The organism is Arcobacter sp. F2176, from assembly GCF_004116465.1.
Taxonomy (GTDB): Bacteria; Campylobacterota; Campylobacteria; order Campylobacterales; family Arcobacteraceae; genus Arcobacter; species Arcobacter siniprincipis.
The window spans coordinates 1-25,901 of record NZ_PDJV01000016.1; the positions used below are offsets into that span (position 1 = coordinate 1).

The following is a 25,901-nucleotide window of genomic DNA, read 5'->3' on the forward strand; positions in this document are numbered from 1 at the left end:
ATATCAATTTCATTTACTATGTTTGCTTTTCTATTCATAAAATCAAAGAATTCTTTAATACCTTCTCTAATTTTTAAAACAGCATCTTTAATTGTTTTACTTATATATACTCCAAGGAAAGTTGTAATTAATACTATAATCAATACAAGGGCAACATATAAAATAAAGGTATTGAATATCTTAGATTTTTTTTCTATAGTTTCTTTTAGTATCTCTTTTGCTATTAAATCATCAGTTTGTTTAAGAAGATTTATTTTTTTTGTTATAGTCTTAAACCAAAAAGTTGGTTCAACTTCAGTATGACTACCTGCTATATTTGTAGTAATTATTTCACGCATTTTATTTACTTCATCTACAACATTTTTATCTAAAGTCTCTTTTTCAATCATTAGTATTTTTTTATTAGCAAAATTACGAAATTCGCTAATGTATGTTTTTTGCATAGCAATTAATGAAATAAATTTACTCTTTAAGTTAATATCTATTTCCTGCGAACCAAATATTGCAGAACCAATTGCTCGTTCTAATCCTGCTAATTCTTTTGCTTCTAAAAACTCATAATATGCCATTGCTTGGCTTGAAAGGTCTGCATCTTTTGAATTTTTAAATGAGTATGTTGTCAAATGAAGTAAAGATGAATTTATATTTGAGTAATAATTAACAGCATCTTTTAGAGCAATTTTAAATTCATTGACATTTGATCTTATAGAACTAATTTTATCCAAGTCCTGAAAAATCTTGTTTATTTCATTTTTAGCTTCTGCTTCTGAAAGTTGTATAATATTATTATCTTTTATAAAATTTTCTAAATCTTTAATTTTATTATTAGTAGATAATCTTTGATTTTTTAGTATGTCAGAAAATTTCTCACCTTTACTTCCAATATATCCAGCACTTGCTCCTCTTTCCTTTTGTAGTTCATGAAGAACTTGTGATATATTTGAATTAAGATTCATCATTATTTCTAGTTTTTGATAGTTTTTATAATCTTGATAATGTTCAAAAATAACTAAAGAAGATAAAAAAATAATTGCAACAAGAGGAACAATAAAGATTAAAAAGAGTCTTTTTTTAATTGAGCTATTTTCTATAATATTCATAGAATTTCCTTATTTCATTGTGCTATAAAGCTTTGTAGCTTTTTCTATTTCATTTCTTGATGCAACTTTTCTGCATGACATATAACCTTTACTGCCATCACTTAAAGTAAGTGGATATACAGTAGAATAGACCCAATAAAAATTATCGTTTTTAGTTCTGTTTTTTACAAAACCTTTCCATATTTTGCCCTCTTGAATGGTTTTCCACAAATCTTCAAATGTTGATTTGGGCATATCTTTATGTCTAAGTAAGTTGTGTGGTTGCCCAATAAGTTCTTCTAAAGTATATTCACTAACATCGCAAAACTCATCATTTGCATATCTAATAATACCCATCTCGTCAGTTTCTGAAACAATAAAAGAAGTAGAGTTCAATAATATCTCTTTATTATTCATTTGAAATCCTTTAAAAGTAATATTTAAGATTAGTATAACATATTTTAGTTGTTAGTAAATATCAAAAAGTAATAATTTACTTTAAGATAACAATAATTTAATTTGTTATTATAATGATATCTATATTATTAATATTATATTTAAAATAAATATATAATTAAAAGTGATTAAGAAGTAATTTTAAGGTAAGTAATTTCAGAACTAGCACCTAGTCTCATAGGTGGACCCCAAAAGCCTGTCCCTTTGCTAACATATATTTGAGTTTTAGAATTATGTTGATGAAGACCTTTTATGTAGGGTTGTTCAAGTCTAACTAATAAATTAAAAGGAACTATTTGCCCTCCATGAGTGTGCCCACTTAAGACCAAGTCAATATTTTGGTTATCAAGTTCATTGATATATTTAGGTTGGTGGGCTAATAAAATTGTGGGAGAATCTTTTACATTTACTAAAGCTTTTTTAATATCTGGGGCAAACTTATTTGCTCTATATCCAAATATATCATAAACACCTGCTAAATTAAAGCCTTGATTTTCTTTTCCAATATATACATTCTCATTTTCTAAAACACTAATATTTATAGATTTTAAATATGTGATTATCTCTTCTACACCATGAAAATATTCATGATTCCCAACTATAAAGTATGTGCCATATTTTGATTTTAAGTTTTTGAGTTCATCAATTGCATTTTTTGCAAATTTGATATTTGTATCTACTAAATCTCCTGTTATAAAAACTGCATCAGGATTTAGTTTATTTACTTTATAAACAATATTTTTAATAAAATCTTGATCTATCAATCCTCCAATATGTACATCACTTAATTGAACTACATTATATGGTTTTTTTAAATTAGGAATTTTGACATTTACCTTTTCAATATAAGATTGTTTTGCATTGTATATGGCTTTTGCAGTAATTGATGTGGCAAAAGCAAGTGAGCCAAAGTCAATTGATTTTTTCATAAAGGCTCTTCTTTTTTCATCTTTTTTAATTTTTGGAAGATGAGAAAGAACTTCATACATTAAAGTTGTACAAAAAAGTAAAAAAATAACACCAATAGGAAGTGAAAGCAAAAAGTACAAGTCATTTGGTACTGAAATTAAGTATCTAGTACACATGTAAGCAACGACACCTAAAAAATTAACCAATAAAAATATATTTAAAAATAGTTTTGATTTTTTAGAAATATCTAATTTTTTGATAAATCTTTTTGAGATAAAGAGACTTAGTAATCCCATTACAAGTATAAAAACGGTAGCAAATAATATAAATCTCATATGGGATTATAACTTGTAAAGATTAATAAGTCTTAAATTATTTTACATAAATAATATATTTATGTTCAGGAATGTCTCTTAAATAAAACTCCATGAATTCTGGAGTATTTTGTAGTTGCACTTTAATGCTTTTTTTTAAAAAAGGAAATTTTTTCTCTAAAAGTATTTTTTTATTTTTATTAAATACATGAATATTATATAGTCCACATTTATTTCTACTACTACTTTTACATGTGATGAAGAGCTCTTTTTTTACTTTGTCATATGTTCCTTGTATATCCATTGTATAACTTACTGGGTGTGCAAACATATTTACTAAAAGAAGTAGGGTTATTAATACTATTTTTTTCATTATATTGTTCCTATGCAAAAGTCATATTCACTTTTTTGGGTTTGTATTTTTAATGTTGTATCAACACTATTTAATTTAAATGCCATGTATACACTTGAATCGATAGTACACATGGTTGTTTCTTTTAAACTTTGTAGTTCAGTGGTGAAGTTTATTGTTAATCTTTTGTTTGTATAAGATATTTTAAAGTCATTGAGTTTTTTAAATTTATACTCTATTGTATTTGAGTCTATAAAAAGATGAAAATTATCTTTTTTTATGGGAGTTAGTATTGTCTTATAAAAGTCTATACTTTCATTCTTTTCAAAAATATTATTTCTATTTTTATCAAAATTAAATAGAAGTATTTTAGAATTGATTCTGTCAAACTGCCATTGATGGTATATTTTATTTGCATTTATTTTTAAATCTACATCAATAAAATAGTGTGGATGGGCAAAGGCAATATTATATAAAAATATAAGAGAAAGTAATTTTTTCATAATAATAAAAAAAATCCTAAAATAAATAGTAGCGAAATACCTACATAAGTTGTAATATTAATAACAGCTTGATAATTTGAATATTTGGATTTTTTTATTGATGAGGCAAGAACCCCAAACAAAGAGATAGTTAAGCCCATACCTATACTCATAGTAATAGCACTAAAAATACCTAAACTGATATATCCCAAAATCATAGAATATAATACTATTGTCATAACTCCAGGACAAGGAACAAGACCAATTGAAAAAGCAACAGAAAGTATATTTTTATTCGCTAAAGGTTTCATCTTTTCTTTTATATGTCTATCTTTCAGGCTCTCATAGAGCAAGTAACAGGCAATGAATATTATAAAAACAGCTGATATTTTGTACATATGTGTGTTTATTGTTTGAAAATAACTACTTAAGGCGTTTTGAAAAAATAAATATAAAAATGCTGTAATAACTAAAGCAGATAAAGTATGTATAATTGAGGTTAAAAAACCTACTTTTAAAGCTTCACTTATCTTGGAACCCTTAGCAATAAAATAACTTGCAATTACCATCTTTCCATGACCTGGCCCTAAGGCATGTATAAGACCATAAAGAAAAGATATGAATAAAATGGAGATAATAATAGTATTATCTCCATTATCTAATAAGTCAAAATAATCAGAAATAGTTATATTTAATGTTTGTTGCCATTTGACTATATAATTAAAAATAGAATCAATCAATTTATTACCTTTTGAAGATTTGTAGATTGACCTTGTGTTATTTCTTTATGCACATTTGTCACAGGTTTTATATGGGCATCTCTTCCATAAATGAAACTTTGTTCATCTACAATCACTTTATATGCTTTGTTTAGTTCTAAGGCTCTTTTTTTACTTGGTATAATTAAATATGTGATATCTTTTTTAAGTTTATTAATTGCTTCTTTTTTAAGTTTCCAATCTTGATTTGGTACTATATTTGGATTTTCAAGTCGTGAAATTAAATCTTTTTCTATTTTACCTTTTTTATTTTCCCAATCTTTGTGAAAGAATTTATTCATAACTTCTTTATTTGCTCTAAATTCATCACCTGCATTGTTTAGTCTTAGGTATCTTGCATATTCTGTCTCCCCATTAGCAAGCTTTTTATCAGGAACATTTTTTAATCCTTTTTGACTCCAATGATACCAGCCATTTGCATAAGGGTCATTTTCAAATTTTCTTTGAAAAACAAATGTAGAATCAGCAATTGCTCCTGTATTACTATGACAACCGATGCAAAAAAGTGTTTCTTCTTGGTTTTGGGGTCTTAAATCACCTTTTTCATCTTCAATGAAACCTTGATAATACCAACCTCTTTTATTATTTAAGCCTATTTCGATATTTCCTGTATATTGTTCAACTCTATCTGGAAAGTCATTTTTGTCTTTTATCTCTTCATTTCCTATTTGTTGAAGTTCTGAATAACTTGCCCAATATTTCTTTTTTGTATATCGAAGTTCTTTCATTCTAGAAGACATTATTATAGAAGAATCTTTGTTTATATCTAAATATCTAACAGAGTGTAAAAATTCTGTTCCTGTAGGATAAAGACCGGGTGCCATGTGGAGTTTATTTTTTAATAATGCATTTTTAGCAAGTCCCACATAACTCATAGAAAAGTTTCTTAGGGTATTTGATGAAATATCATAATCTGGAATAGTCCATTTATATACAATTGTATTTGTAATGTCTATTTTCCCATCTTTATTTAAATCAATAGCATATTTTCTTTCATCAATTTTTTCAGTTGAGATAGTTTTTTGTTTTAAAAGACTTTCTACAATAGAGAGATTTATCTTATAAACTTCTAAATCAAAATTACCATTTTTATCTTTCCAAAAGATTTCTGGTAAACGAATGAGTACATCATCCGTACTTCCATTTGTTGGCCAAAAGGTTCCTAAGAATGGATAATAAGCAAATGCTCTCCACCCTGTAATTTCTCCATTTGGCTTTCTATCAAAGCCTTCTTTATCAAAATTATAAAAACAATCAGGAATATATCCATCCCATTTACCATTATTATTCGCATCCCATTCTTTTGAAATATTTTTTAATTTTTGAGAAAGAATTAGTTGATTATTCTTATTTTTATAATTATCTTCTCTAATGTATTTTATAATTTCGTTATCTGAAATATTACTAACTTCTTTAGTTCTATCTTTAAATAGGTTTATCCAAGGATTATTTAATGCCACTTCAGGAAAATCATATGCTTCTTGTAAATCAGAGTCATAAGAAGCAAAATTTGGTTCTTTATTTTTACTATGACAAGAATAACAAGGATTGCTTAGGATATTTTCATCTTTTTCGTGATTTGTTTTAGTATAACATTGGCTTGAAATATAGGCTGTTGAATTATGAATAAAAGAGTCTTTTAAATCAACTTTATTTGCTTGAAGCATTACAGCACTTAGAAGTGCTGTAATTAAAAGTATAAGTCTTTTCATGCTTGAATTTATTTAGAAATCACAGGAAGTGGTCCTACATAACCTGTATAAGCTTTCATATCGCCAACTGATTTAGCAGTTGATGGCATATTTTCTTCTTTTGTAATCGCATCACCTTCACCATATGGATGTTGGATAACTGCCATTAAATAACCGTGCCCACCAATATTGTTGTAATAATACGGAGAAGTTGTTTCAGAACCATATGGAGAAGTTAAGATCCTAGTTAGTTTTTTCTCCCCTAAGTTATAAGACCAAATAAAGTCATTTTGATGACCTGAACCTGTATCTTCACCGATTATTAAAGTATTTGTATTAGGAATAAAAGTAATATTATCAGGATTTGCTAATCCATCAAGAGAACATTTATTTGCTTTTGCTAACTCACCCGTTCCTTTATTTTTTTCACCTGCAACTAATCCAGTCATACTCTTTACAACATAATTAGAATTAATATACGAACCATCTTTTGCAGATTGAATATCATCTTCATGTGCAAGGTTTAATTCATATACTGCACCACATTTGTTGTAGTTAATTCTAATATCATTATTTCCACCTTTGTCATACTTGTCATTTGACTTACCACTTTTCATGTTATCTTCCATCCCTTTTGCTATCTCAGAGATTGATAGATATACTTTATTTTCATTTGGATTGTAAGTGATACCTTCCATTTTTCTAAATTCAGTAGTTGCACCTTTCATTGCTGCATATCTTCTAGATTCCATTCTTGAAGCTAATTTTTCCATACCTGGTTTGATTTTTAAGTACTCTTGCCCCATTGTTGTATTTATTGAAGTAAATCCTTCTTTAGGAGAATCAGATGTTTCGAATAAATCATTAAAAGTTAATTTTTGATCCAATCCAGCTTTTACATAGTCATCACTTACATGACCTAAATTTACCCATCTTATATTTGCACTTCCAGCACCTATATTACTTGTTTGATCCCATTTTGCAGCATATAGTGTACCTGAACTTAAATCTTTTGCTTTATCAGCTATAAACATATATAAGGCAACATTTGTTCCATCATCTGATAAATATACTGTCTTTTCATCTGGCATAACATAAGCTAATTCATGAGCAAATCTACCCATTGAATAATGTTTTTCAACTTTTACATCACCTTTTTCATTTAAAACAGTTATTTCAGGAGACCAACCATAATCATAAACATTTAATGATTTTAAATCTCCACCGAAATACTCTGCCATAGGAGCATAATAATCATCAATTGAACCATCAGCTGCAACTTTTCTTGCATCGGGTTCATACTCTTCGCTACCTAAATGTGTATGCCAAGGAGTTACACTTCCTGCACAAGGAACCCAAAGTCCATTTACTTTGGCAAAATCAATATTTCTAGTATTTACAGCTGTTAATTTTCCATCTTTTGCTTGGTTTAACTCTGTGATATACATAGCAGCTGGTCTACTTTCAAAGTGTGATACCATAAAAAGTTTTTCACCTACTGGTAAAAGAGAAGCAAAGTCATTTGAGTTTGAGATTTTTAAAGAACCATCTTTTTGTCTTACTGGATTTCCTTCTTTGTCATATAAAAGACCAAAGATACCATTCCCAACTTTATCACCACTTCTTATAATAGTGTTATAGCCAATATTAGTTTGTTGTCCATCAACTTCAATTTGGCTTGAAGCAACAATCTTTCTTTTTTCACTATCTGTTAAGGGAACTGGAACTTCATTGAACTTGATGCTATGTTGAGTTGTTGAGTTAACCATATTTGATTTTGTAGCACATGCTGAAAATAGAACAGATGCTGCAATAACTGAAGCTGTAATTACTTTGTTTTTCATATCTTACTCCTAAATTTGAATCATTATTCAGGATTTTATATTTTATAAGTTACAAAGCAATTACAATTAAATTATATTTTGAAATTGTTTTTATTAGATAGCGTTCTTAAGAGCTTTTATTAGCTCATCTATTTCTTCTTTTGTTTGAGTGTAGTGAATAGAAACTCTTATCCATCCGGGTTTTTTATTTAATTCATCTTTATTATTAAAGTGCAATAAGTCATGACCATATGGTCCTGCACATGAACATCCAGCTCTAGTTTGAATCCCATTATTAGTAGAAATTTTTTCGCATATTTTATAAGGGTCTAAATCTTTAATATTAAATGAAACAATTCCAATGTTATATGATGTTTTATTTCCATAAATGATTATATTTGGTATATTTTGTGCTTCTTTTAAAAAATATTCTAATAATTCATCTTTTCTTTTTAATATAAAATTAAAACCTATTTCATTTCTTAGTTGATAAGCTAAACTTGCTTTTATCACTTGAATGATTCCTGGAGTTCCTGCTGTTTCCCTTGCTCTTATATCTTTTTCATATTCAACTGTAGATTTATTTACATAAGTAACTGTGCCTCCTCCTGCAAAAGTAGGAGATAAACTAGGGTCTATTAAATCTTTTTTTATAATAAGTAAGCCACAAGAACCAGGTCCTCCTAAAAGTTTGTGAGGAGATACATACATTACATCAAAATAATTACAGTCTATATTCATATATGAAGATGAAGCTGCTGCATCAAGGGATACTATAGCATTATATTTTCTAAGCATTTTAGAAATTTCTTTGTAACAAGTTACTATTCCAGTAACATTTGAAGCTACACAAAATGAACCTATAAGTTCTCTGTGTTGATTTTCTTTTAAAATCTTTTCAAGCTCTTCTAAATCTACTAATCCCTCATTTGTAAGTCCAATTCTAGCTGTTTCACACATAGCTTCTCTATAACTTATTTCATTTGAGTGATGCTCATAAGGTCCAACAATTACAAGAGGAAGAGTTGATTTATCAATATTTATTTTTAATCTTCTTTTTGTAGCAGGTGGAATATAAAGCCCTAATAATTCTTGAAACCTTTTTATTGCAGCAGTTGAGCCACAGCCGCTGGGGATTATTTCAAATTCATCATTTAATTCTAAAGATTTTTTTAGATTAGTTAATGCTTCTTCATAATAAGTATTTGTTTGATTAGCCATACCTGACTCTTTTGAGTGTGTATTTGCATATGTTGTTAACATATCGTAAATACGATTTTCAATAGGCCTAAATGCTAATCCTGAAGCTGTATAGTCAAAGTAAGCACTTTTGTGCTTACCTATTGTTCCATACTTTAAGTATTGAAGTTTATCCGTATGCTGATTAATGAAGGGACGAAACAAATTCTTCGTCATTTATTCTCTCTTTTAAAAATTTATTTAGATCATTTTCACCACTAGCTATATATTTTTGAATAATATTTTCTAAAATACCTTCAGCTTCTTCTGGTAAAAATTTGATTTTTACTTTTTCTCCAAAGTTAGATTTACTTCCTTCTAGATTTCCACCTAAAATAAGTTCAAATCCAGGAACTGTAATTCCTTCTTTATTTTTTACTTTTAGTCCAAGTAAACCTATATCAACTACATGTGGATGAGCACAAGAGTTTGGACAACCATTTACAGATATAGAAACTGTCTCATTAAAATCAGGAAACTTTTTCTCTAAATGTTCTGCAAGTGAAATTGCTTTGTCTTTAGTCTCTGAAATAGCAAACTTACAAAAGTTTAATCCTGTACATGAAAGAGTTCTTGCTTTAAAAGGACTTGGAAAGGCATCAACTCCAATTGTTTTTAACTCTTGGGCAAGTTCTTCAGCACTTTTAGTAGGTACATCTTTTACTACAAAATTTTGTGTAGTTGTAGTTTTAATAGTTGTTGCACCATGCTTTTCTAAAATATTTGCTAAGTCTTCTAATCCTTGCGAACCAATATGTCCACCATTTATAGCACAACCTATATATGATTTTGCTTTTTCTTTAGAATCATGAATACCAAAATGTTCTCTTTTTGCATAAGGAGTATACTCCATTATTTTTTCTTCTTTTATGGCAACTTTTGATCTAGCAATTACTTCTTCTTTGAATTTTTCAATTCCCCACTCATCAATTAGATGCCCAAGTCTTGCTTTTCTTCTATTTTCTCTTAATCCATGGTCTCTATATATTGTACTAACAGCTTTTACTATTGGTAAGATTTGAGAAGGTGTTACAAATCCCATGTGCGTAGCAATTTGTTTATTTGAAGCTAATCCTCCTCCAACACTTACATCAAAAAGTACTTTGTCACTACAATCACATGGAACAGCAGTAAAAGATAAATCTTGTATCTCATGTCCCATACAGTGTTTATGACAAGCACTAATACCAATTTTATATTTTCTTGGTAAATTTGATAAGTTTTTATTTCCTCTTAGATAATCATTTACTTTTTCAACAATTGGTCGTACATCATAAAGTTCATCATGGTCAATCCCTGAAACTGCACATGTAGTTACATTCCTTGGAACATCTCCAGCTGCAAAAATTGTTGATAATCCAACTTCATTTAACCTTCTAAATATTTCAGGCAAATCTTTTACTTGAATATAGTGCAGTTGAATATCTTGTCTAGTTGTAAAATCTGCTGTTCCTCTTGCATAGTCTTTAGATATTGCAGACACTTCTCTTAGTTGTTCTAAATTCATAGATCCACTCTCTAATTTTATTCTTAACATAAAATATAAAGTTGGGTCATCTTCTGCTTGAAGATTTCTATTTTGAGTGTAAAGTCCATACCATTTAAATCTATCAATATCTTCTGGATGTACTTCTTCTCCTAAAACAGCGTAGACATATATATCTTTTAATACATCTAATCCATTCTTCTCTTTTTTTATTCGCTCTACTCTTTGAGCTGCACTCTCTTTTGCCATTATCTAATCCTTGAAAAATGTTCCATTAAATTTCTTTACATCCCCATTCTGGGAAATTATTTCTAATATATGCATTAAGCTCAACTTCTGCTTTTGAATAATCTCTTATTTTTTCTTCTTTATTTACAGATTCATTCATAACTGAAGATACAATCATACCAGCACCAACTGTTGAATTTGTATATCTATCTATGATAATAAAACTTCCTGTATATCTGTTTTCATTATATGGATCAACTGCGATTTGTCTGTCTATTGCTAGGGTACATTTTGCGATATCATTTAACTCTAATTGATTTGCTTTAACTTCATCAAAAGTATTAATATCTTTTTTATACTCTATTGATTTGAATGCTCCATTTATAACAGAAGTTGCTCTTTTAATAATATAGTTATTATTAAGTTCAAGCTTTTTCTCATCCATCCAAACAACCATCACTTCAAGTTTATTTGATACTTGTGGAATAGAACTTGATTTTACAATCATATCTCCTCTACTGATATCAATCTCATCTTTTAATGTGATTGTTGTAGCCATTGGAGCAAATGCTGTTTGTATAGTCTCAACAGTTTCATCTTTTCCTATTGGTCTTAAATCTTTAATTTCATTTGAAACAATAGATTTTACAATAGAAGTTTTTCTTGATGGTAATACAGTGATTTCATCACCTACAGAAATTTTTCCACTTGCAATAGTCCCAGAAAATCCTCTAAAGTTTAAATGAGGTCTTGATACATATTGAACAGGTAATCTAAAGTCATGATTCTCAGCTTTATGAATATCAATAGTATCCAATAATTGCATAAGTGGTAGACCTTTGTACCAAGTAGATTTTGGTGAATTTGTAAGGATATTATCTCCATCAAGTGCAGAGATTGGAATATACTCAAAATTGATATCACTGTTATGTGGAAGATTAGGAATAATCTGCGCATAATCTTTTTTAATCTCTTCAAATCTATCCGAGCTAAAATCAACTAAATCCATTTTATTTATTGCAACAATAAGATTCTTAATACCCAAAAGAGAAGCTATATAAGAGTGTCTTTTTGTTTGTGTTAGCACCCCAGATCTTGCATCAATTAGGATAATAGCCACATCTGCTGTACTAGCACCTGTTACCATATTTCTTGTGTATTGTTCATGTCCTGGAGTATCTGCAATGATAAACTTTCTTTTTTCAGTTGAGAAAAATCTATAGGCAACATCAATAGTAATACCTTGCTCTCTCTCACTTGCTAATCCATCAACTAAAAGTGCTAAGTCAATTTTATCACCAGTAGTTCCACTTTTTTTACTATCTTTTTCTATTGCAGCTAATTGGTCTTCAAAAATCATTTTTGAATCATAAAGTAATCTTCCAATTAAAGTACTTTTCCCATCATCAACACTACCACAAGTTATAAATCTTAGTATCTCTTTATTCTCATGCTCTTTTAAATATTGTTCAATATTTTCAGCTATTAAATCTGATTGGTGTGCCATCTTAAAAATACCCCTCTTGTTTTTTCTTCTCCATTGATGCTTCACCATCACTATCTATAAGTCTTCCTTGTCTCTCACTAGTTGTACAAATCAACATCTCTTGAATAATCTCAGGCAATGTTGTTGCTTCACTATTAACTGCACCTGTTAAAGGATAACACCCAAGTGTTCTAAATCTAACCATCTCTTTTTTTGCAGTCTTTCGTAATTCTTCAGGCATTCTATCATCATCAACCATGATTTTAGTACCCATGTATTCCACAACTTCTCTCTCTTTAGAAAAATATAAATCAGGAATAGGAATACCTTCTAAATAGATATATTGCCAAATATCAAGCTCAGTCCAGTTAGATATAGGGAAAACTCGAATAGACTCACCTTTTGTGTGTCTTCCATTGTAGATATTCCAAAGCTCTGGTCTTTGGTTTTTTGGATCCCATCTATGATTTTCATCTCTAAATGAATAGATTCTCTCTTTTGCCCGAGATTTTTCTTCATCTCTTCTAGCTCCTCCAAAAACTGCATCAAATTTTTGGATATTAAGCATATTTTTTAGACCTTCTGTTTTCATAATATCAGTGTGGACTGCTGAACCATGAGTAAAAGGAGAGATATTCATTTCTAAACCTTTTGGATTAGAGTAAACAATTAATTCCATTCCAACTTCTTTAGCTCGTCTATCTCTGAACTCTATCATCTCTTTAAACTTCCATGTTGTATCAACATGTACCAATGGAAGCGGTGGAGGAGCTGGATAAAAGGCTTTTTGTAAAATGTGTAACATTACAGAAGAATCTTTTCCTACAGAGTAAAGCATTGCAGGATTTTGAAATTCTGCTATAACTTCCCTCATGATATGAATAGATTCAGCTTCTAGTTGCTTTAAATGTGTAAGTCTTTCTTTACTAATCATCATTTTCCTTTTAAATTGTTCCCCTTTAAAAGGGAACCTATTATTTAATAACTACTTTTTAACAGGATTTATAAAAATCCTTAAAAGTAGCCTTGTGTTTACACTCTCTTTGAGAAAACCTAAAGGGCTTTGAGAACAAAGCTTTATGTTTCTATTTTGCGTGTAAGCCACACTCTTTATGTTCTGGGTTTTCCCACCACCATCTTCCACTTCTAATATCTTCACCTTCTTTTACAGCCCTTGTACATGGTGCACATCCAATACTTGGATAGCCTTGGTCATGAAGTTTATTGTATGGAACTTTGTTTTCTTTTATAAATTTCCATACATCTTCTTCGCTCCAAGATATTAGAGGGTTTACTTTTATTACTTGAAAATTATCATCCCATTCAACTAATGGCATCTCAACTCTTGTAACACTTTGTGATGCTCTTAAACCTGTAATCCAAACTTTTAATGGCTTCAATGCTCTTTTAAGTGGTTCAATTTTTCTTATATTACAGCATGATTTTCTATTATCTATAGATTCATAAAAACCATTTATTCCATGACTTTTATAAAGCTCTTCTACATTTTCATTGTTAGGAAAAAAAACATTTACTTTTATATTATATTTTAAATTTGTACTATCCATAACATTATATGTTTCATATGGAAGTCTTCCTGTATCCAGTGTAAATATATTTGCACTTTTATCATGTTCTAACATCATATGAGTTAAAACTTGGTCTTCTGCTCCAAAACTAGAAGATAATGCTACTTCATTTTTGTATTCATTCATAAAAAATTTTAAAATCTCTTCAGTACTACTATCTTCTAATTTTTTGTTTAATTCTTTTATTACATCTATCATTTTCTTTCCTAAATCTGATAATCTGGCTCTTTAACTTTCCCAAAAGAGATTTTATTCCAAGCTCTTTCGTGAAAATAATATAGAATCATTTTTGTAAAAACTTCAATAGAACCTATAGAGGCGGCCATAACAAGGTCGCCTGTAATAAAATATGAGATAATCATGGTATCTAGAGTTCCTACTGTTCTCCACGAAATAGTTTTAACAATAGATCTATAAGCCTTTTCTGCCATCTTTTTATTTAATCCTATTCATCATCTAATTGATATAATGGAGTACTTAAATATCTTTCCCCTGTATCACAAAGAATAGTAACTATTGTTTTACCTTTATTCTCTTCTCTTTGAGCAAGAGCAGTTGAAGCAAATACATTAGCTCCCGCACTAATACCTACTAATAATCCCTCGTCTTTTGCTAAGTTTCTAGCAGTTTCCATTGCATCGTCATTTGACACAGTGATAATTTCATCATAAATTTTTGTATTTAATACAGCAGGAACAAATCCAGCACCAATACCTTGAATTTTATGAGGACCAGGATTCCCACCTGAAAGTACTGGAGAATCAGTAGGTTCAACAGCTATTACTTTTACATTTGGATTTTTTGCTTTTACAACTTCTGAAATACCTGTAATACTTCCTCCTGTACCAATTGCAATAACTAAAACATCAACTTTATCTTCTGTATCTTTTAAAATTTCTAATGCTGTAGTTTTTCTATGAATATCTGGATTTGCTTCATTTGCAAATTGTTGTAATACAATTGAATTATCAAGTGATTCACTTAATTCATTAGCTTTCTCAACTGCACCTTTCATACCTTTTTCAGGCTCAGTTAATACAATTTGAGCTCCAAGGGCTTTTAAAAGTTTTCTTCTTTCAATACTCATGCTTGAAGGCATAGTAAGAATTAGTTTGATACCTTTTGCTGCACAAACAGATGCTAAAGCAATACCAGTATTTCCACTTGTTGGTTCAATTACAGTTGTTCCTTCTGTTATTTTCCCAGCTTTAATCGCTTCATTAACCATATTAAATCCAATTCTATCTTTTACTGAGTGAGTTGGATTCATAAATTCACATTTACCTAAAACTGTTGTTCCATTTACGCTTGCTTTTTTTAATTTTACTAAAGGCGTATTTCCAATTAATTCTGTTACATCATTTGCATATTTCATAATTTTCTCCTAAATATTGTAGTGTAAGTATTGATTATATTTATCTTGATACTGTGTTAAATCTTTCAGCGACAAGTTAAATAGTTTTTTTGTTTTTTCTTTTGTTTCGTCAAAAAATATATTCAAAATAGGGTTATTACTTTTTGAATCAATGATTTTTATATCATCTTCTAAAGCAATAATAATATCCTTGATAAGTATATCTTTTGGATCTTTAGCTAACATATAGCCACCTTTTGAACCTCTTGTACTTAAAACCAAACCCGCATGTTTAAGTTTCCCTAGAAGTTGTTCTAAATAACTTTGAGGAATATCAGCTCTTGCTGATATCTCTCTACTTTGCATTGGTTTGTTCTCTTCATTTTGTAACAATTCATGCATGGCAGCAAGTCCATACACACCTTTTGAGGAGATTAAAGCCATAATCTCATCTTTAATTTAACGCTTGAGTTAAATCTTCAATTAAATCAATTGGATCTTCTAATCCAATCGAAAGCCTAACAGTTGAAGGATTAACACCTGCTTTTATCAACTCTTCTTCATTCATTTGTGAATGAGTTGTAGAAGCTGGATGTACAATTAATGATTTAGAATCACCAATATTTACCACAACTGAAAATAGTTTTGCACTATCAATTATTTTTTTAGCATCTTCATAAGATTGTGCTTCAAAAGATAATAGTCCAGATGATTTTCCATCTTTGAAATATTTTTGTGCTTTTTTATAATCAGCATTTGATTCTAACCCTGGATAGTTTACTGATTTAACTTTTGGATGTGATTCTAAGAATTTTGCAACTTCTAAAGTACTACTTGAGTGTTTATCCATTCTTAAACTTAGAGTCTCTAAAGTTTGTAGTAATATCCAAGAGTTATGTGGAGATTGTGCTGCTCCAAAATCTCTAAGTAATGATAATCTTGCTCTTAAACAAAAGTTTGGAAGAGGAACATCCACATAAACTAAACCATGGTATGATGGGTCTGGCTCATTAAATTCTGGATATCTTGAAGAATTTTCTTTGAAAAATTCTGATAAACCATCTCTTTCAACAATAATCCCACCAATAGCACTACCTTGTCCATTTGTATATTTTGATGTTGAATGAACTACTATATCAACTCCCCATTTGATTGGATTAAATAAAGTAGCACTTGCAACTGTATTATCACAAACAGTTAAAACACCTTTTCTTTTAGCAATAGAAACTATTCCTTCAACATCTGCAACAGCTATTTGTGGATTAGATAATGATTCAAAAAAGATTGCTTTTGTTTTATCATCAATTTGTTCTTCTAAATTAGAAGCATCAGCTACTCTAAATACTCTAGCTTCTATACCAAATCTTTTAAGAGTATGAGTTAAAAGAGTAACTGCCCCACCATATAATTTGTCAGAGATGATGATATTATCTCCTGCACTTGCCACATTTGCAATAGCATAAAAGATTGAACTTTGCCCTGAAGCTACACATAAAGCAGCAGCTCCTCCTTCAAGTTGTGCAAATCTTTGTTCTAATACATCAGTAGTAGGATTTGTAAGTCTTGTATAAATAGACCCTAACTCTTTAAGGGCAAATAAATTAGCTGCATGCTCTGCATCTCTAAATGCAAAAGCAGTAGTTTGAGCAATAGGAACATTCATTGTTCCCCATCCCTCTTTTTTATTATAACCTGCATGGACTGCAATAGTATCTTGTTGCATATTTATTCCTTTTTGTATATCATATTAAATCTATAGTGAAATTGTAATATATTTTTCATTTAATGTCAAGTAATTTAATAGTGATTAATACACTTAGGTATATAAAATCTTATAAAAAGCTATTATATAGGCTTTTTATAATCTAAAATATTTAATTTTTATATAAAAATAATCTTGACTATTTTTATAAGAATTATAAAAAGAGAGAAAATGAAGAAAAAAAATATATTTGATAAAGTTATTGTTGATAAAAATAATGAAGAATATATCACTTTATTAAGAGAAAAAAGTGTTAGAGTTGAAAGAATTGTTTCAAATGGACAAAAAAGTGAAGATAACTTTTGGTATGAGCAAGATGAAAATGAGTTTATATTAGTTTTAGAAGGTGATGCTATTCTTGAGTTTGAAGATAAAAGAGAAGTTGAATTAAAAAAAGGTGATTTCTTAGATATAAAAGCAAGGGAAAAACATAGAATAAAATATACTTCGACAAGCCAGCCCACAATTTGGCTAGCTATTTTTTATAATAATAATTAATTATTTATCATCATTTGCTAAAACTCTATATAAAGTTACACGATTATTGATTTTAGTTAAACGCAAAGATATTAAGTTTTGTTCTACATTATATAAATTTCTTTGTGAGCTTAAGGCATTTAAATAAGTATCAATTCCTGATTTATATCGTTTCTGTGAAAGGAAAAAGCTATTTTTAGATACATCTACTAGGTTTTTTTGTGCATTTAATTGATTTTCTATTGTTCCAAATCTAGCAAGGGCATCTGCAACTTCTTTAAAAGCAGTTTGAATAGCAAATTCATATTTGGCTATGTACATATTTCTTTGGGACTTAGCATAATCCAAAGAAGCCCCTTTTGAACCCCAATCAAAAATTGGTAAAGAGATACTTGGAACAAAAGACCAAATAGAAGCAGCTCCTCCTGTGAAAAGATTATTTAAAGCACTACTAGCAATTCCAGCACTTGTAGTAATAGAAATAGAAGGAAAGTAAGCAGCTCTTGCAACACTAATATTTGCATTTGCAGCTTTTAAATCATGTTCAGCTTGTAATATATCTGGACGATTTAATAAAACATCAGAAGATAAACCAACTGGAATAGTTGCTAAATACTCTTTTTTCTCATCTAAAGAAGAGGGCAATAACTCTTCTTTTACATTTTCACCTACTAATAAATTAAGTGCATTTAAGTCTTGTGCAACTTGAGTTTTATATTTTTCAATGTCTGCTAGTGCTTGGTAATAAACTGTTTGAACATTATAAAGAGTAACTTTTGAATCTACACCTAATTTAACTCTTTGTTGTACAATGTCCAAACTTTTTTTACTACTATTTAAAGTCTCTTTTGCAAAATCTAGTAAGCTTTTGTCAGCAGCTAAGGTTAACCAAGCATTTGTTACTTCTGCAATAGTAGTTATTCTAGTAACTTTTTGAGCTTCTTGTACAGATAAATACTTTTGAAAATCTGCCTTAGATAAATTTCTTGCTTTTCCAAAAAAGTCTAGTTCATATGAGCTTAAACCAACAGTTGCTTTATAATTTTCAGAGATACTTGATGTATCTTTGTTAGAGTTTGAACTATTTAATGAACGAGCTTTAGTACCAGAAACTCCTGCATCAATTGATGGAAATTCTCCTGCATGTTGTACTTTATATGTGGCTCTTGCAGATTCTATATTTGCTATTGATTCTTTTATTGAACGATTTTGGCTAAGTGCTATTTTAATAACTTTTTTAAGCTTTTCATCTAAAATCATATTTTCCCATACAAGGGCTTTATTTATATTTGGATTTATTTGCTCTTTATATGCTTCACCTTTAGGCCAATTTACTGGTACAGGAGCTGTTGGTTGTTTATAGTTTGAGTCTATTAAACTACAAGCACTAAGAAAAAATGATAAAGAAAAAGAGATAAATATATGGATTAGTTTATTTATTTTCATTGATTTTCTCCTTTTTCAATTGTTTTTGCATTTGCTTTTTTATTTCTTCTAAATATTGAACTTATTAAAACATAAAATAATGGAATCATAAATACTCCAAGAATTGTAGCGCTAAGAGTTCCTCCTACAATTCCTGTTCCTATTGCTATTCTACTATTTGCACCAGCACCAGTTGAAACAGCAAGTGGTAAAACTCCAACAACAAAGGCTAATGATGTCATTAAAATAGGTCTAAATCTTAATCTTGCCCCTTCTACTGCTGCATCTATTAATGAACGCCCCTCTTTATATGCAACTTCCACAAACTCTACAATCAAAATTGCATTTTTAGAGGATAATCCAATTACAGTTAGTAGGGCAACTTGAAAATAAACATCATTATCTAATCCTCTAATAGAGGTAATTGTAACAGCCCCAATTATTCCTAATGGAATAACTAATAAAACAGAAAAAGGAATAGACCAACTCTCATAAAGTGCGGCAAGGCATAAGAAAACAACTAAAATAGATATTGAATATAAAAGTGCACTTTGCCCACTTGAAAGGTACTCTTGATAAGATAATCCACTCCAAGAAAAACTAGAACCTTTAGGAAGTTCTTTAGCTAATTTTGACATCTCTTCCATAGCAATTCCTGAACTTACTCCTTGCGAACCTGACCCTTGTATCTCATAAGAAGCTAAACCATTATATCTTGATAAACTCTCAGGTCCATAAGTCCATTTTGTTGTTGCAAAAGTTGAAAAAGGAGTCATACTTTCATTATCATTACTTCTTATATACCATTTGTAAAGATCATCTGGGGCAGAACGAAAGGCTGCATCACCTTGGATGTATACTTTTTTCACTCGACCTCTATCAATAAAGTCATTTACATAACTTCCTGCCCATGCTGCATTTAAAGTGGAATTAATATCTGATAAATTAAGCCCCAAAGAAACTGCTTTTTCATGATCGATGTTAATGTGTAGTTGTGGAGTTTCAGACATACTTCCTAATCTAACTCTAGTTAGAAGAGTATCTTTTGCAGCATTATCTAATAAAGTATCTCTCATTTGTTTTAATGTCTCTCTATTTGTCCCCGCACTTGCTTGAAGTTGAAACGTAAAACCATTGGTATTCCCTAATCCTCTTATTGAAGGAGGATTTAAAGCAAAGATGCTAGCATCTCTAGTTGTCGATAGTTCTCGATTGGTACGATTTACTATTGTACCTGCACTATCTTTTCTTTCATCCCAATCTTTTAAAGAAAGAAAAGCCATCCCTGCATTTTGACCACTTCCACTAAAGTTAAATCCTGAGATAGTAAAAATAGATTCTACATTATCTTTTTCTTTATTCAAAAAATAATCTTCTACTTTTTTTGCTATTTCATCAGTTCTTTTTATTGAAGCACCTTCTGGTAATGAAATTTGAGCCATTACTTTACCTTGATCCTCTAAGGGTAAAAAGCTAGTAGGAAGTTTATATGTTAAATACGACATTGCTACTATAATTATTAGATATAAAAACATCCATCTTTTTGGTTTTATTAATACATTAAAAACTCTTTTTTCATATTTTTTAGTAATGGATTCAAAAGTATTATTAAACCAATGGAAAAAACCTGTATCTTTATCTAAATGATTTGAATTTAACAATGAAGCACATAAAGCTGGTGTCAAAGTTAAAGCAACAATAACTGATAAAATCATAGAAGAGACTATTGTAATAGAAAATTGTCGATAAATAACACCCGTTGAACCACTAAAAAATGCCATAGGTAAGAATACAGCAGAAAGAACAACAGCAATACCTATTAATACAGTACTTACTTCTTTCATTGATTCAACTGTAGCATCATGGGCAGAAGCACCTTTTTCTCTCATGATTCTCTCAACATTTTCAATTACAACAATAGCATCATCAACAAGTAAACCAATGGATAAAACCATTCCAAACATTGTCAAAGTATTTATTGAATACCCAAAAATTTGAAGAACCCCAAATGTACCTAAAAGTACAACAGGAACAGCGATTGCTGGTATAATAGTAGCTCTCCAACTTTGTAAAAAGAGAAAAACTACAAGAACTACAAGTATTATTGCTTCTATTAAAGTCTTTACAACTTCATTTATAGAGATACTAATAAATTTAGTGCTATCAACTGGATAAGCAATTTTATAACCATCTGGCATATTATGTTGTAATGAAGTAAGTACCTCTCGAACTCTTTTTGCAGTATTAAGTGCATTTGCTCCTGATGATAGCATAACAGCAAGTCCTGATGCAGGATGTCCATTTAATCTTGTTATGTTTTTGTATATTTCATTTCCTATTTCTACCCTTGCTACATCAGAAAGACGAACTAAAGCACCATTTGTATCATGCTTTATAATGATATTTTTAAATTGTTGGGGAGTTTGTAATTTTGATTCAGCAGTTACAGTTGCATTTAATTGTTGGTTAGGCAAGGTAGGCATTGCTCCAATATCTCCTGCTGAAACCTGAACATTTTGAGTTTTAATAGCTGTTGCTATGTCTGAGGGCATAAGTTTGTATGATAAAAGTTTTGAAGGGTCCAACCAAATACGCATAGCATATTGAGAACCAAAAACTCTAATACTCCCAACTCCTTCTACTCTTGCAACAGTATCTTGTATGTTACTTACTAAATAATCAGAAATATCAGAAGCTGTTGCTTTGTCTGTTTCATCATATAGTGCAGCAATCATCAAGTAATCTGTTTGCGATTTTGTAACATTAACCCCTTGTTCTTGAACAGTATTGGGTAATCTAGTTGTTACTTGAGAAATTTTATTTTGAACTTGAACTTGCGCAGTATCTGGGTCTGTTCCTTGTTCAAAAGATACATTTATAGATACTTTTCCTGACGAATCACTTGAAGAGGAAAAATATAATAAACCATCTAATCCTGTTAATTGTTGTTCTAATAATTGAGTAACACTATTTTCAACAGTTTGGGCAGAAGCACCTGTATATGTAGTAGCAATTCTAATTGTAGGTGGAGCAATATCGGGATATTGGGCAACAGGTAAATTGAAAATAGAACCTAATCCACCTAACATTATTACGATTGAAATAACCCAAGCAAAAATGGGTCTATTTATAAAAAAAGCTCCCATTAGATTATTTTAGAACTATTAAATATAAATTTTGATGATAAATCTATATCTTTAACTTCATCACCGACTTTGATTTTATTTAAACCTTCAACAATCAAATGATCACCTACATTAAATCCATCTTTTATTAACCAATAATCTTTAATCGCTCTATCAATTACTATTTTCTTTTGTTCAACTTTATTATTTTTATTTACTACCATTGCTGTAGCATTTCCTTTTGGATCAAAAGTTACACCTTGTTGCGGTACTAAAATAGCTTTTGTATTAATAGCTTCGTTAACTATAATATTTACATACATTCCTGGTAATAATATATTTTTTGGATTTGGAAATTGTGCTCTTAGAGTAACAGAACCAGTTGCTTCATCTACTGTCAATTCTTGCAGTTTAAATTTCCCTTGATTCTCATATATTGAGCCATCTTCAAGTTTTAAACTTACTGTTTCACTTGCTGCTTTTATATCTTTTTGTTTTAAAAATTTTCGTAAATTTAGCATTTGGACACTTGATTGAGTAAAATCAACATAAATAGGATCAAGTGATCTAACAGTAGCTAAGGCAGTTGTTTGTTGTGCTGTAACAAGAGCACCCTCTGTTACCGTTGATATACCAATATGTCCAGAAATAGGAGATTTTATTTGTGTATATTCTAAATCAATTTTAGCACTTTGCATTGCAGCTTTTTTCTCTTCAACGCTTGCTAATGCTTGTAAATATGCAACATGTGCATCTTCATAATCTTGTTTTGAAACACCATCAATTTTCAATAAGTCTTCGTATCTTTCATCTTTTAGTTTTGCTGCTTTAACATTTGCTAAGACATTTTCATATGCTGCTTTTGTTTGATTATATGTTGCTTTATAACTTGATGAAACTACTTTATATAAAACATCACCTTTTTTTACAGTTGAACCTTCTTTAAATAGTTGATGCTCAATTATTCCATCAATTTGAGGACGAATTTCTGAGTTTAAAGCAATAACCGTTCTTCCTGGAAGTTCTTTTTGTAGTGTAATTTCTTTTTCATTTATTGTATAAGTTCCAACTTCTGTTACTCTTTTAGTAGGTGATTTCTTTTCATTTTGTTCTGTACATCCATTAAAAATAATGACTAATGTAAGTACACTAACAAATAAGTAATTTCTTGTTTTATAATTATTCAATGGTTTATTCCTTCACTTTATATGGGCTTATATATTAGCATATATTATTAATATTATATTAACAAAAAGTAAACTTAATTACAATGCATATAATTACGAAATAAGCAAAGGGCTTTAAAATGGTATCTTATTCTTATTTTAAAAGAAATACAAATAACTCCACTTTGTATATAAGAAAGACTTTGTAAGAACTATGCTCTTTGCTTGAATAAAATCAAAACATAAAAAGTGTATAATCCAAAGCATAAAGATAAAGGCATACTTTGAAAATAGCAATAATAGGAGCAGGGGCAGCAGGAATAATAGCAGCCATTACTGCCAAAAGATTAAATAAAAATATAAAAATAGACCTCTTTGATAACAATAACGCAATAGGTAAAAAAATACTGGCAAGTGGAAATGGAAGATGTAATATCTCAAATACCCAAGCAAGAGTAGAAAACTTCATAGGTGAAAAACCAGAGTTTACAAGATATGCCTTAAAAGAGTTTGACTATAAAGCCTTTGAAAAGTTTTGTAAAAGTATTGGCTTGTTACTAGATATAAAAGAGACAAACAAAGTATATCCACTATCAAATGAAGCAAAATCAGTAGTAAGCCTATTAGAAAATGAACTTGAAAATCTAGGAATAAACCTAATCCTAGAGACAAAAGTAATAGACATAAAAAAACAAGAAAATAAATTCACAGTAAAAAGTACACACAATGAGTTTAAAGATTATGACAAAGTACTTATAAGCTCAGGGCTAGGAGCAGCACCCCAACTAAATGCCACAGAAGAGGGTATGAACATAGCTCAAAATTTCGGACACACATATAACCTAACTTACCCCTCACTTGTAGGACTTCACACAGATTTTGAGCAAGCTTCAAGAATACAAGGAGTAAAAAAAGAGGCAAATGTCTCTTTATACTTAGATGGAAAAAAAGAGTGTGAAATATACGGTGATGTACTTTTCACAAAATACGGCTTATCAGGATTTGCTATTCTGGATATTTCACAACATGCAGTATATCCGCTAAGCCTTTACCAAGATGTTCAAGTTTCAATAAATCTTTTCCCAAATATAAGCCGAAATGAACTTTTAGGACAAATAGAAAATCTATTTAAAACCTTACCAAACTCAAATGCAGTTTTACTACTAACAGGAATAGTATCAAATAAGCTCTCTCCAGTAATATGTCAAATAAATGGCATAGACAAAGAGGTAAAAGCAAAAGATATAAATGCCAAACAAATAAGAAGTATAATAAATACTCTCACAAACTGGAGATTTAAAATCACAGACACCCAAGGTTTCAAACACGCAGAAGCAAGTGGTGGAGGAGTGAGAACCGATGAGGTGGATAATAAAACTTTTGAGAGTAAGAAAGTGGAAGGGTTGTATTTAGCAGGAGAGGTGCTGGATATAGTGGGAAACAGAGGTGGATATAACTTGCATTTTGCATGGGCGTCAGGCTACTTAGCAGGCATCAGCCTTGCTAAAAAATAACTACTTTCATTCAATTTCTGCGTTCGATACGAATTTTTTAGTTGTCACATACTTCTAGTATGCTCCGCCCAAAAAATTCTATCTGCCTTGAACTTGAATAAAATTAGTTATTTTAATATCTGACGGTTGTTCTTCTTTTTATATCGTCAATTTGTAAAAGAGTATTAAGGTCGTGATACAAGTCAGATAAAGGTCTTAAAAATGGTTTTCCATTTATATTGAGAGGTAATTCTCTATTATTATCATTGTAATAATTTACTGCTTCTTGGTATGTGCTGACATCATTTGTTATTTGACTTTCGGTAATAGGTATATTAGGTATATACATTGCTAAAAAGCCAACTTTTATAAAGTTCCTCACTTTTATTTGACTTGTAAACTCATTGTAATCTGTAAAATAACCAACACCTATAATATCTGTAGTATAACCTGAAGCTAATAGTCTCTCTCTTGCAAAATTTGATTTTACAGATATCCACAAGTTATTAGGTAAACACATTAATACAAAATCCCCATATGATTGTACATCATGATTTTGACTTCTGAAGAAGTTTGTGTTATCAATAAGAGATTCCATAGCTGTTTCGAGTAATGTTTCAGAAATATTACCAAGAATAGACACTCCAGCTTGTCTTTCTGGTAAAGATTTTTCTCTAGTCCACTTTAAATTGTTAATTTCGTCAACTTGTTTTTTTATGTTTAGAAAGTTTTGTGATGAAACAGCTTCTCCAAATAAAGTTTCTGCATTTTTAATATTTATTGAAGGATCTGTATGAAGGTTTTTTAATAATAAATTAAAATCTGGAAATTGACTAAAAAATAAAACAAAAGCTTTTTGTATAGGATTGTTCTGCCATTCTGTTGTTGAAACTTTTTTCCCATTTATCTTTGTTAAAACTATTCTAGGATTATTTTCATCAATTAACCTTTGAATTAGGTTTGTATCTAATTCATCGTAATTAATTTGAAATAATCCATTGTCTTCATTGAGTAATCCATATAAGTAAGTATAAACTTCTTGCAAAAAATGGGTTGCATTATGTAAATTGAAATCTATGTTAGTAGGTTCTTGAATAGTTACTAGAGTATTATTAAATTGAAATTGCATTATTATGAAATCCTTATAAAAAGTTATTAAGTAAATTATATCTACATGATAATCAAA

General features: G+C 29.6%; 23 protein-coding genes. 2 read left to right on the plus strand and 21 right to left on the minus strand.

The features are described from left to right. The 17 genes from CRU95_RS12730 to CRU95_RS12810 form a co-directional block, all read right to left on the minus strand. Positions 1 to 1,100: nitrate- and nitrite sensing domain-containing protein (locus CRU95_RS12730; RefSeq protein WP_258238718.1), on the minus strand; the 1,100-nt coding region annotated here is incomplete at its 3' end. Positions 1,101 to 1,109: 9 nt separating this feature from the next. Further along, positions 1,110 to 1,496 (minus strand): PAS domain-containing protein, encoded by a 387-nt coding sequence (locus tag CRU95_RS12735; RefSeq protein ID WP_129101495.1) that lies wholly within the window; start codon positions 1,494 to 1,496, stop codon positions 1,110 to 1,112. A gap of 167 nt (positions 1,497 to 1,663) precedes the next feature. Continuing rightward, positions 1,664 to 2,779, minus strand: a complete 1,116-nt coding sequence (locus CRU95_RS12740) for a metallophosphoesterase (protein WP_129101496.1) — start codon at positions 2,777 to 2,779, stop codon at positions 1,664 to 1,666. A 37-nt stretch (positions 2,780 to 2,816) separates the two neighbouring features. Beyond that, positions 2,817 to 3,131, minus strand: a complete 315-nt coding sequence (locus tag CRU95_RS12745) for a hypothetical protein (protein WP_129101497.1) — start codon at positions 3,129 to 3,131, stop codon at positions 2,817 to 2,819. Next, positions 3,131 to 3,613: a DUF1007 family protein gene (locus tag CRU95_RS12750; RefSeq protein ID WP_129101498.1), complete on the minus strand. Its 483-nt coding sequence runs from the start codon at positions 3,611 to 3,613 to the stop codon at positions 3,131 to 3,133. The genes CRU95_RS12745 and CRU95_RS12750 overlap by 1 nt, the downstream gene beginning before the upstream one ends. Further along, positions 3,610 to 4,332 (minus strand): nickel/cobalt transporter, encoded by a 723-nt coding sequence (locus tag CRU95_RS12755; protein ID WP_258238719.1) that lies wholly within the window; start codon positions 4,330 to 4,332, stop codon positions 3,610 to 3,612. Before CRU95_RS12755 ends, CRU95_RS12750 begins: the two co-directional genes overlap by 4 nt. Beyond that, positions 4,329 to 6,083, minus strand: a complete 1,755-nt coding sequence (locus CRU95_RS12760) for a hypothetical protein (protein ID WP_129101500.1) — start codon at positions 6,081 to 6,083, stop codon at positions 4,329 to 4,331. Before CRU95_RS12760 ends, CRU95_RS12755 begins: the two co-directional genes overlap by 4 nt. 8 nt (positions 6,084 to 6,091) lie before the next feature. Continuing rightward, on the minus strand, positions 6,092 to 7,906 hold the full coding sequence (locus tag CRU95_RS12765; protein ID WP_129101501.1) for a PhoX family phosphatase: 1,815 nt from the start codon (positions 7,904 to 7,906) through the stop codon (positions 6,092 to 6,094). 93 nt (positions 7,907 to 7,999) lie between these two features. Then, positions 8,000 to 9,301 carry an aminotransferase class V-fold PLP-dependent enzyme gene (locus CRU95_RS12770; protein WP_129101502.1) on the minus strand — a complete coding sequence of 434 codons (1,302 nt, stop codon included), beginning with the start codon at positions 9,299 to 9,301 and terminating at the stop codon, positions 8,000 to 8,002. Then, complete coding sequence (locus tag CRU95_RS12775; protein ID WP_129101503.1) at positions 9,270 to 10,859, minus strand: nitrite/sulfite reductase; 1,590 nt, start codon at positions 10,857 to 10,859, stop codon at positions 9,270 to 9,272. The genes CRU95_RS12770 and CRU95_RS12775 overlap by 32 nt, the downstream gene beginning before the upstream one ends. A gap of 25 nt (positions 10,860 to 10,884) precedes the next feature. Further along, a complete protein-coding gene (gene cysN / locus CRU95_RS12780; protein ID WP_129101504.1) occupies positions 10,885 to 12,345 on the minus strand; it encodes a sulfate adenylyltransferase subunit CysN in 1,461 nt (486 codons plus the stop codon). A 1-nt stretch (position 12,346) separates the two neighbouring features. After that, entirely contained in the window at positions 12,347 to 13,258 is a 912-nt protein-coding gene (cysD, locus tag CRU95_RS12785; protein ID WP_258238720.1) for a sulfate adenylyltransferase subunit CysD, read from the minus strand. A gap of 151 nt (positions 13,259 to 13,409) precedes the next feature. Continuing rightward, the gene (locus CRU95_RS12790; protein WP_129101506.1) at positions 13,410 to 14,111 is read right to left on the minus strand and encodes a phosphoadenylyl-sulfate reductase; all 702 of its coding nucleotides are present in this window, start codon (positions 14,109 to 14,111) and stop codon (positions 13,410 to 13,412) included. An 8-nt stretch (positions 14,112 to 14,119) separates the two neighbouring features. Then, positions 14,120 to 14,344 (minus strand): DUF2061 domain-containing protein, encoded by a 225-nt coding sequence (locus tag CRU95_RS12795; RefSeq protein ID WP_129101507.1) that lies wholly within the window; start codon positions 14,342 to 14,344, stop codon positions 14,120 to 14,122. Positions 14,345 to 14,358: 14 nt separating this feature from the next. Beyond that, the gene (gene cysK / locus CRU95_RS12800) at positions 14,359 to 15,288 is read right to left on the minus strand and encodes a cysteine synthase A (RefSeq protein WP_129101508.1); all 930 of its coding nucleotides are present in this window, start codon (positions 15,286 to 15,288) and stop codon (positions 14,359 to 14,361) included. A 9-nt stretch (positions 15,289 to 15,297) separates the two neighbouring features. Beyond that, entirely contained in the window at positions 15,298 to 15,711 is a 414-nt protein-coding gene (locus CRU95_RS12805) for an Rrf2 family transcriptional regulator (protein ID WP_129101509.1), read from the minus strand. 10 nt (positions 15,712 to 15,721) lie between these two features. Beyond that, a complete protein-coding gene (locus tag CRU95_RS12810) occupies positions 15,722 to 16,990 on the minus strand; it encodes an O-acetylhomoserine aminocarboxypropyltransferase/cysteine synthase family protein (RefSeq protein ID WP_129101510.1) in 1,269 nt (422 codons plus the stop codon). A 210-nt stretch (positions 16,991 to 17,200) separates the two neighbouring features. On the opposite strand from CRU95_RS12810, the gene CRU95_RS12815 reads away from it, so the two are divergent. After that, complete coding sequence (locus CRU95_RS12815) at positions 17,201 to 17,527, plus strand: cupin domain-containing protein (protein ID WP_129101511.1); 327 nt, start codon at positions 17,201 to 17,203, stop codon at positions 17,525 to 17,527. Here the strand turns inward: CRU95_RS12815 and CRU95_RS12820 are convergent, their stop codons facing one another. Genes CRU95_RS12820 through CRU95_RS12830 form a run of 3 tightly spaced genes read right to left on the minus strand, consistent with a single transcriptional unit; the run spans position 17,528 to position 23,243 of the window. After that, positions 17,528 to 18,952: an efflux transporter outer membrane subunit gene (locus tag CRU95_RS12820; protein ID WP_129101512.1), complete on the minus strand. Its 1,425-nt coding sequence runs from the start codon at positions 18,950 to 18,952 to the stop codon at positions 17,528 to 17,530. Beyond that, a complete protein-coding gene (locus tag CRU95_RS12825) occupies positions 18,949 to 22,077 on the minus strand; it encodes an efflux RND transporter permease subunit (RefSeq protein WP_129101513.1) in 3,129 nt (1,042 codons plus the stop codon). The genes CRU95_RS12820 and CRU95_RS12825 overlap by 4 nt, the downstream gene beginning before the upstream one ends. Beyond that, on the minus strand, positions 22,077 to 23,243 hold the full coding sequence (locus tag CRU95_RS12830) for an efflux RND transporter periplasmic adaptor subunit (protein ID WP_129101514.1): 1,167 nt from the start codon (positions 23,241 to 23,243) through the stop codon (positions 22,077 to 22,079). Before CRU95_RS12830 ends, CRU95_RS12825 begins: the two co-directional genes overlap by 1 nt. A gap of 263 nt (positions 23,244 to 23,506) precedes the next feature. Here CRU95_RS12830 and CRU95_RS12835 point away from each other — a divergent pair, with 263 nt between their 5' ends. Further along, complete coding sequence (locus CRU95_RS12835; RefSeq protein WP_129101515.1) at positions 23,507 to 24,736, plus strand: NAD(P)/FAD-dependent oxidoreductase; 1,230 nt, start codon at positions 23,507 to 23,509, stop codon at positions 24,734 to 24,736. Between the two features lie 112 nt (positions 24,737 to 24,848). Here CRU95_RS12835 and CRU95_RS12840 read toward each other — a convergent pair whose 3' ends face one another. After that, positions 24,849 to 25,844, minus strand: coding sequence for a hypothetical protein (locus CRU95_RS12840; protein WP_129101516.1), 996 nt, complete (start codon positions 25,842 to 25,844; stop codon positions 24,849 to 24,851). Positions 25,845 to 25,901 lie beyond the last annotated feature (57 nt).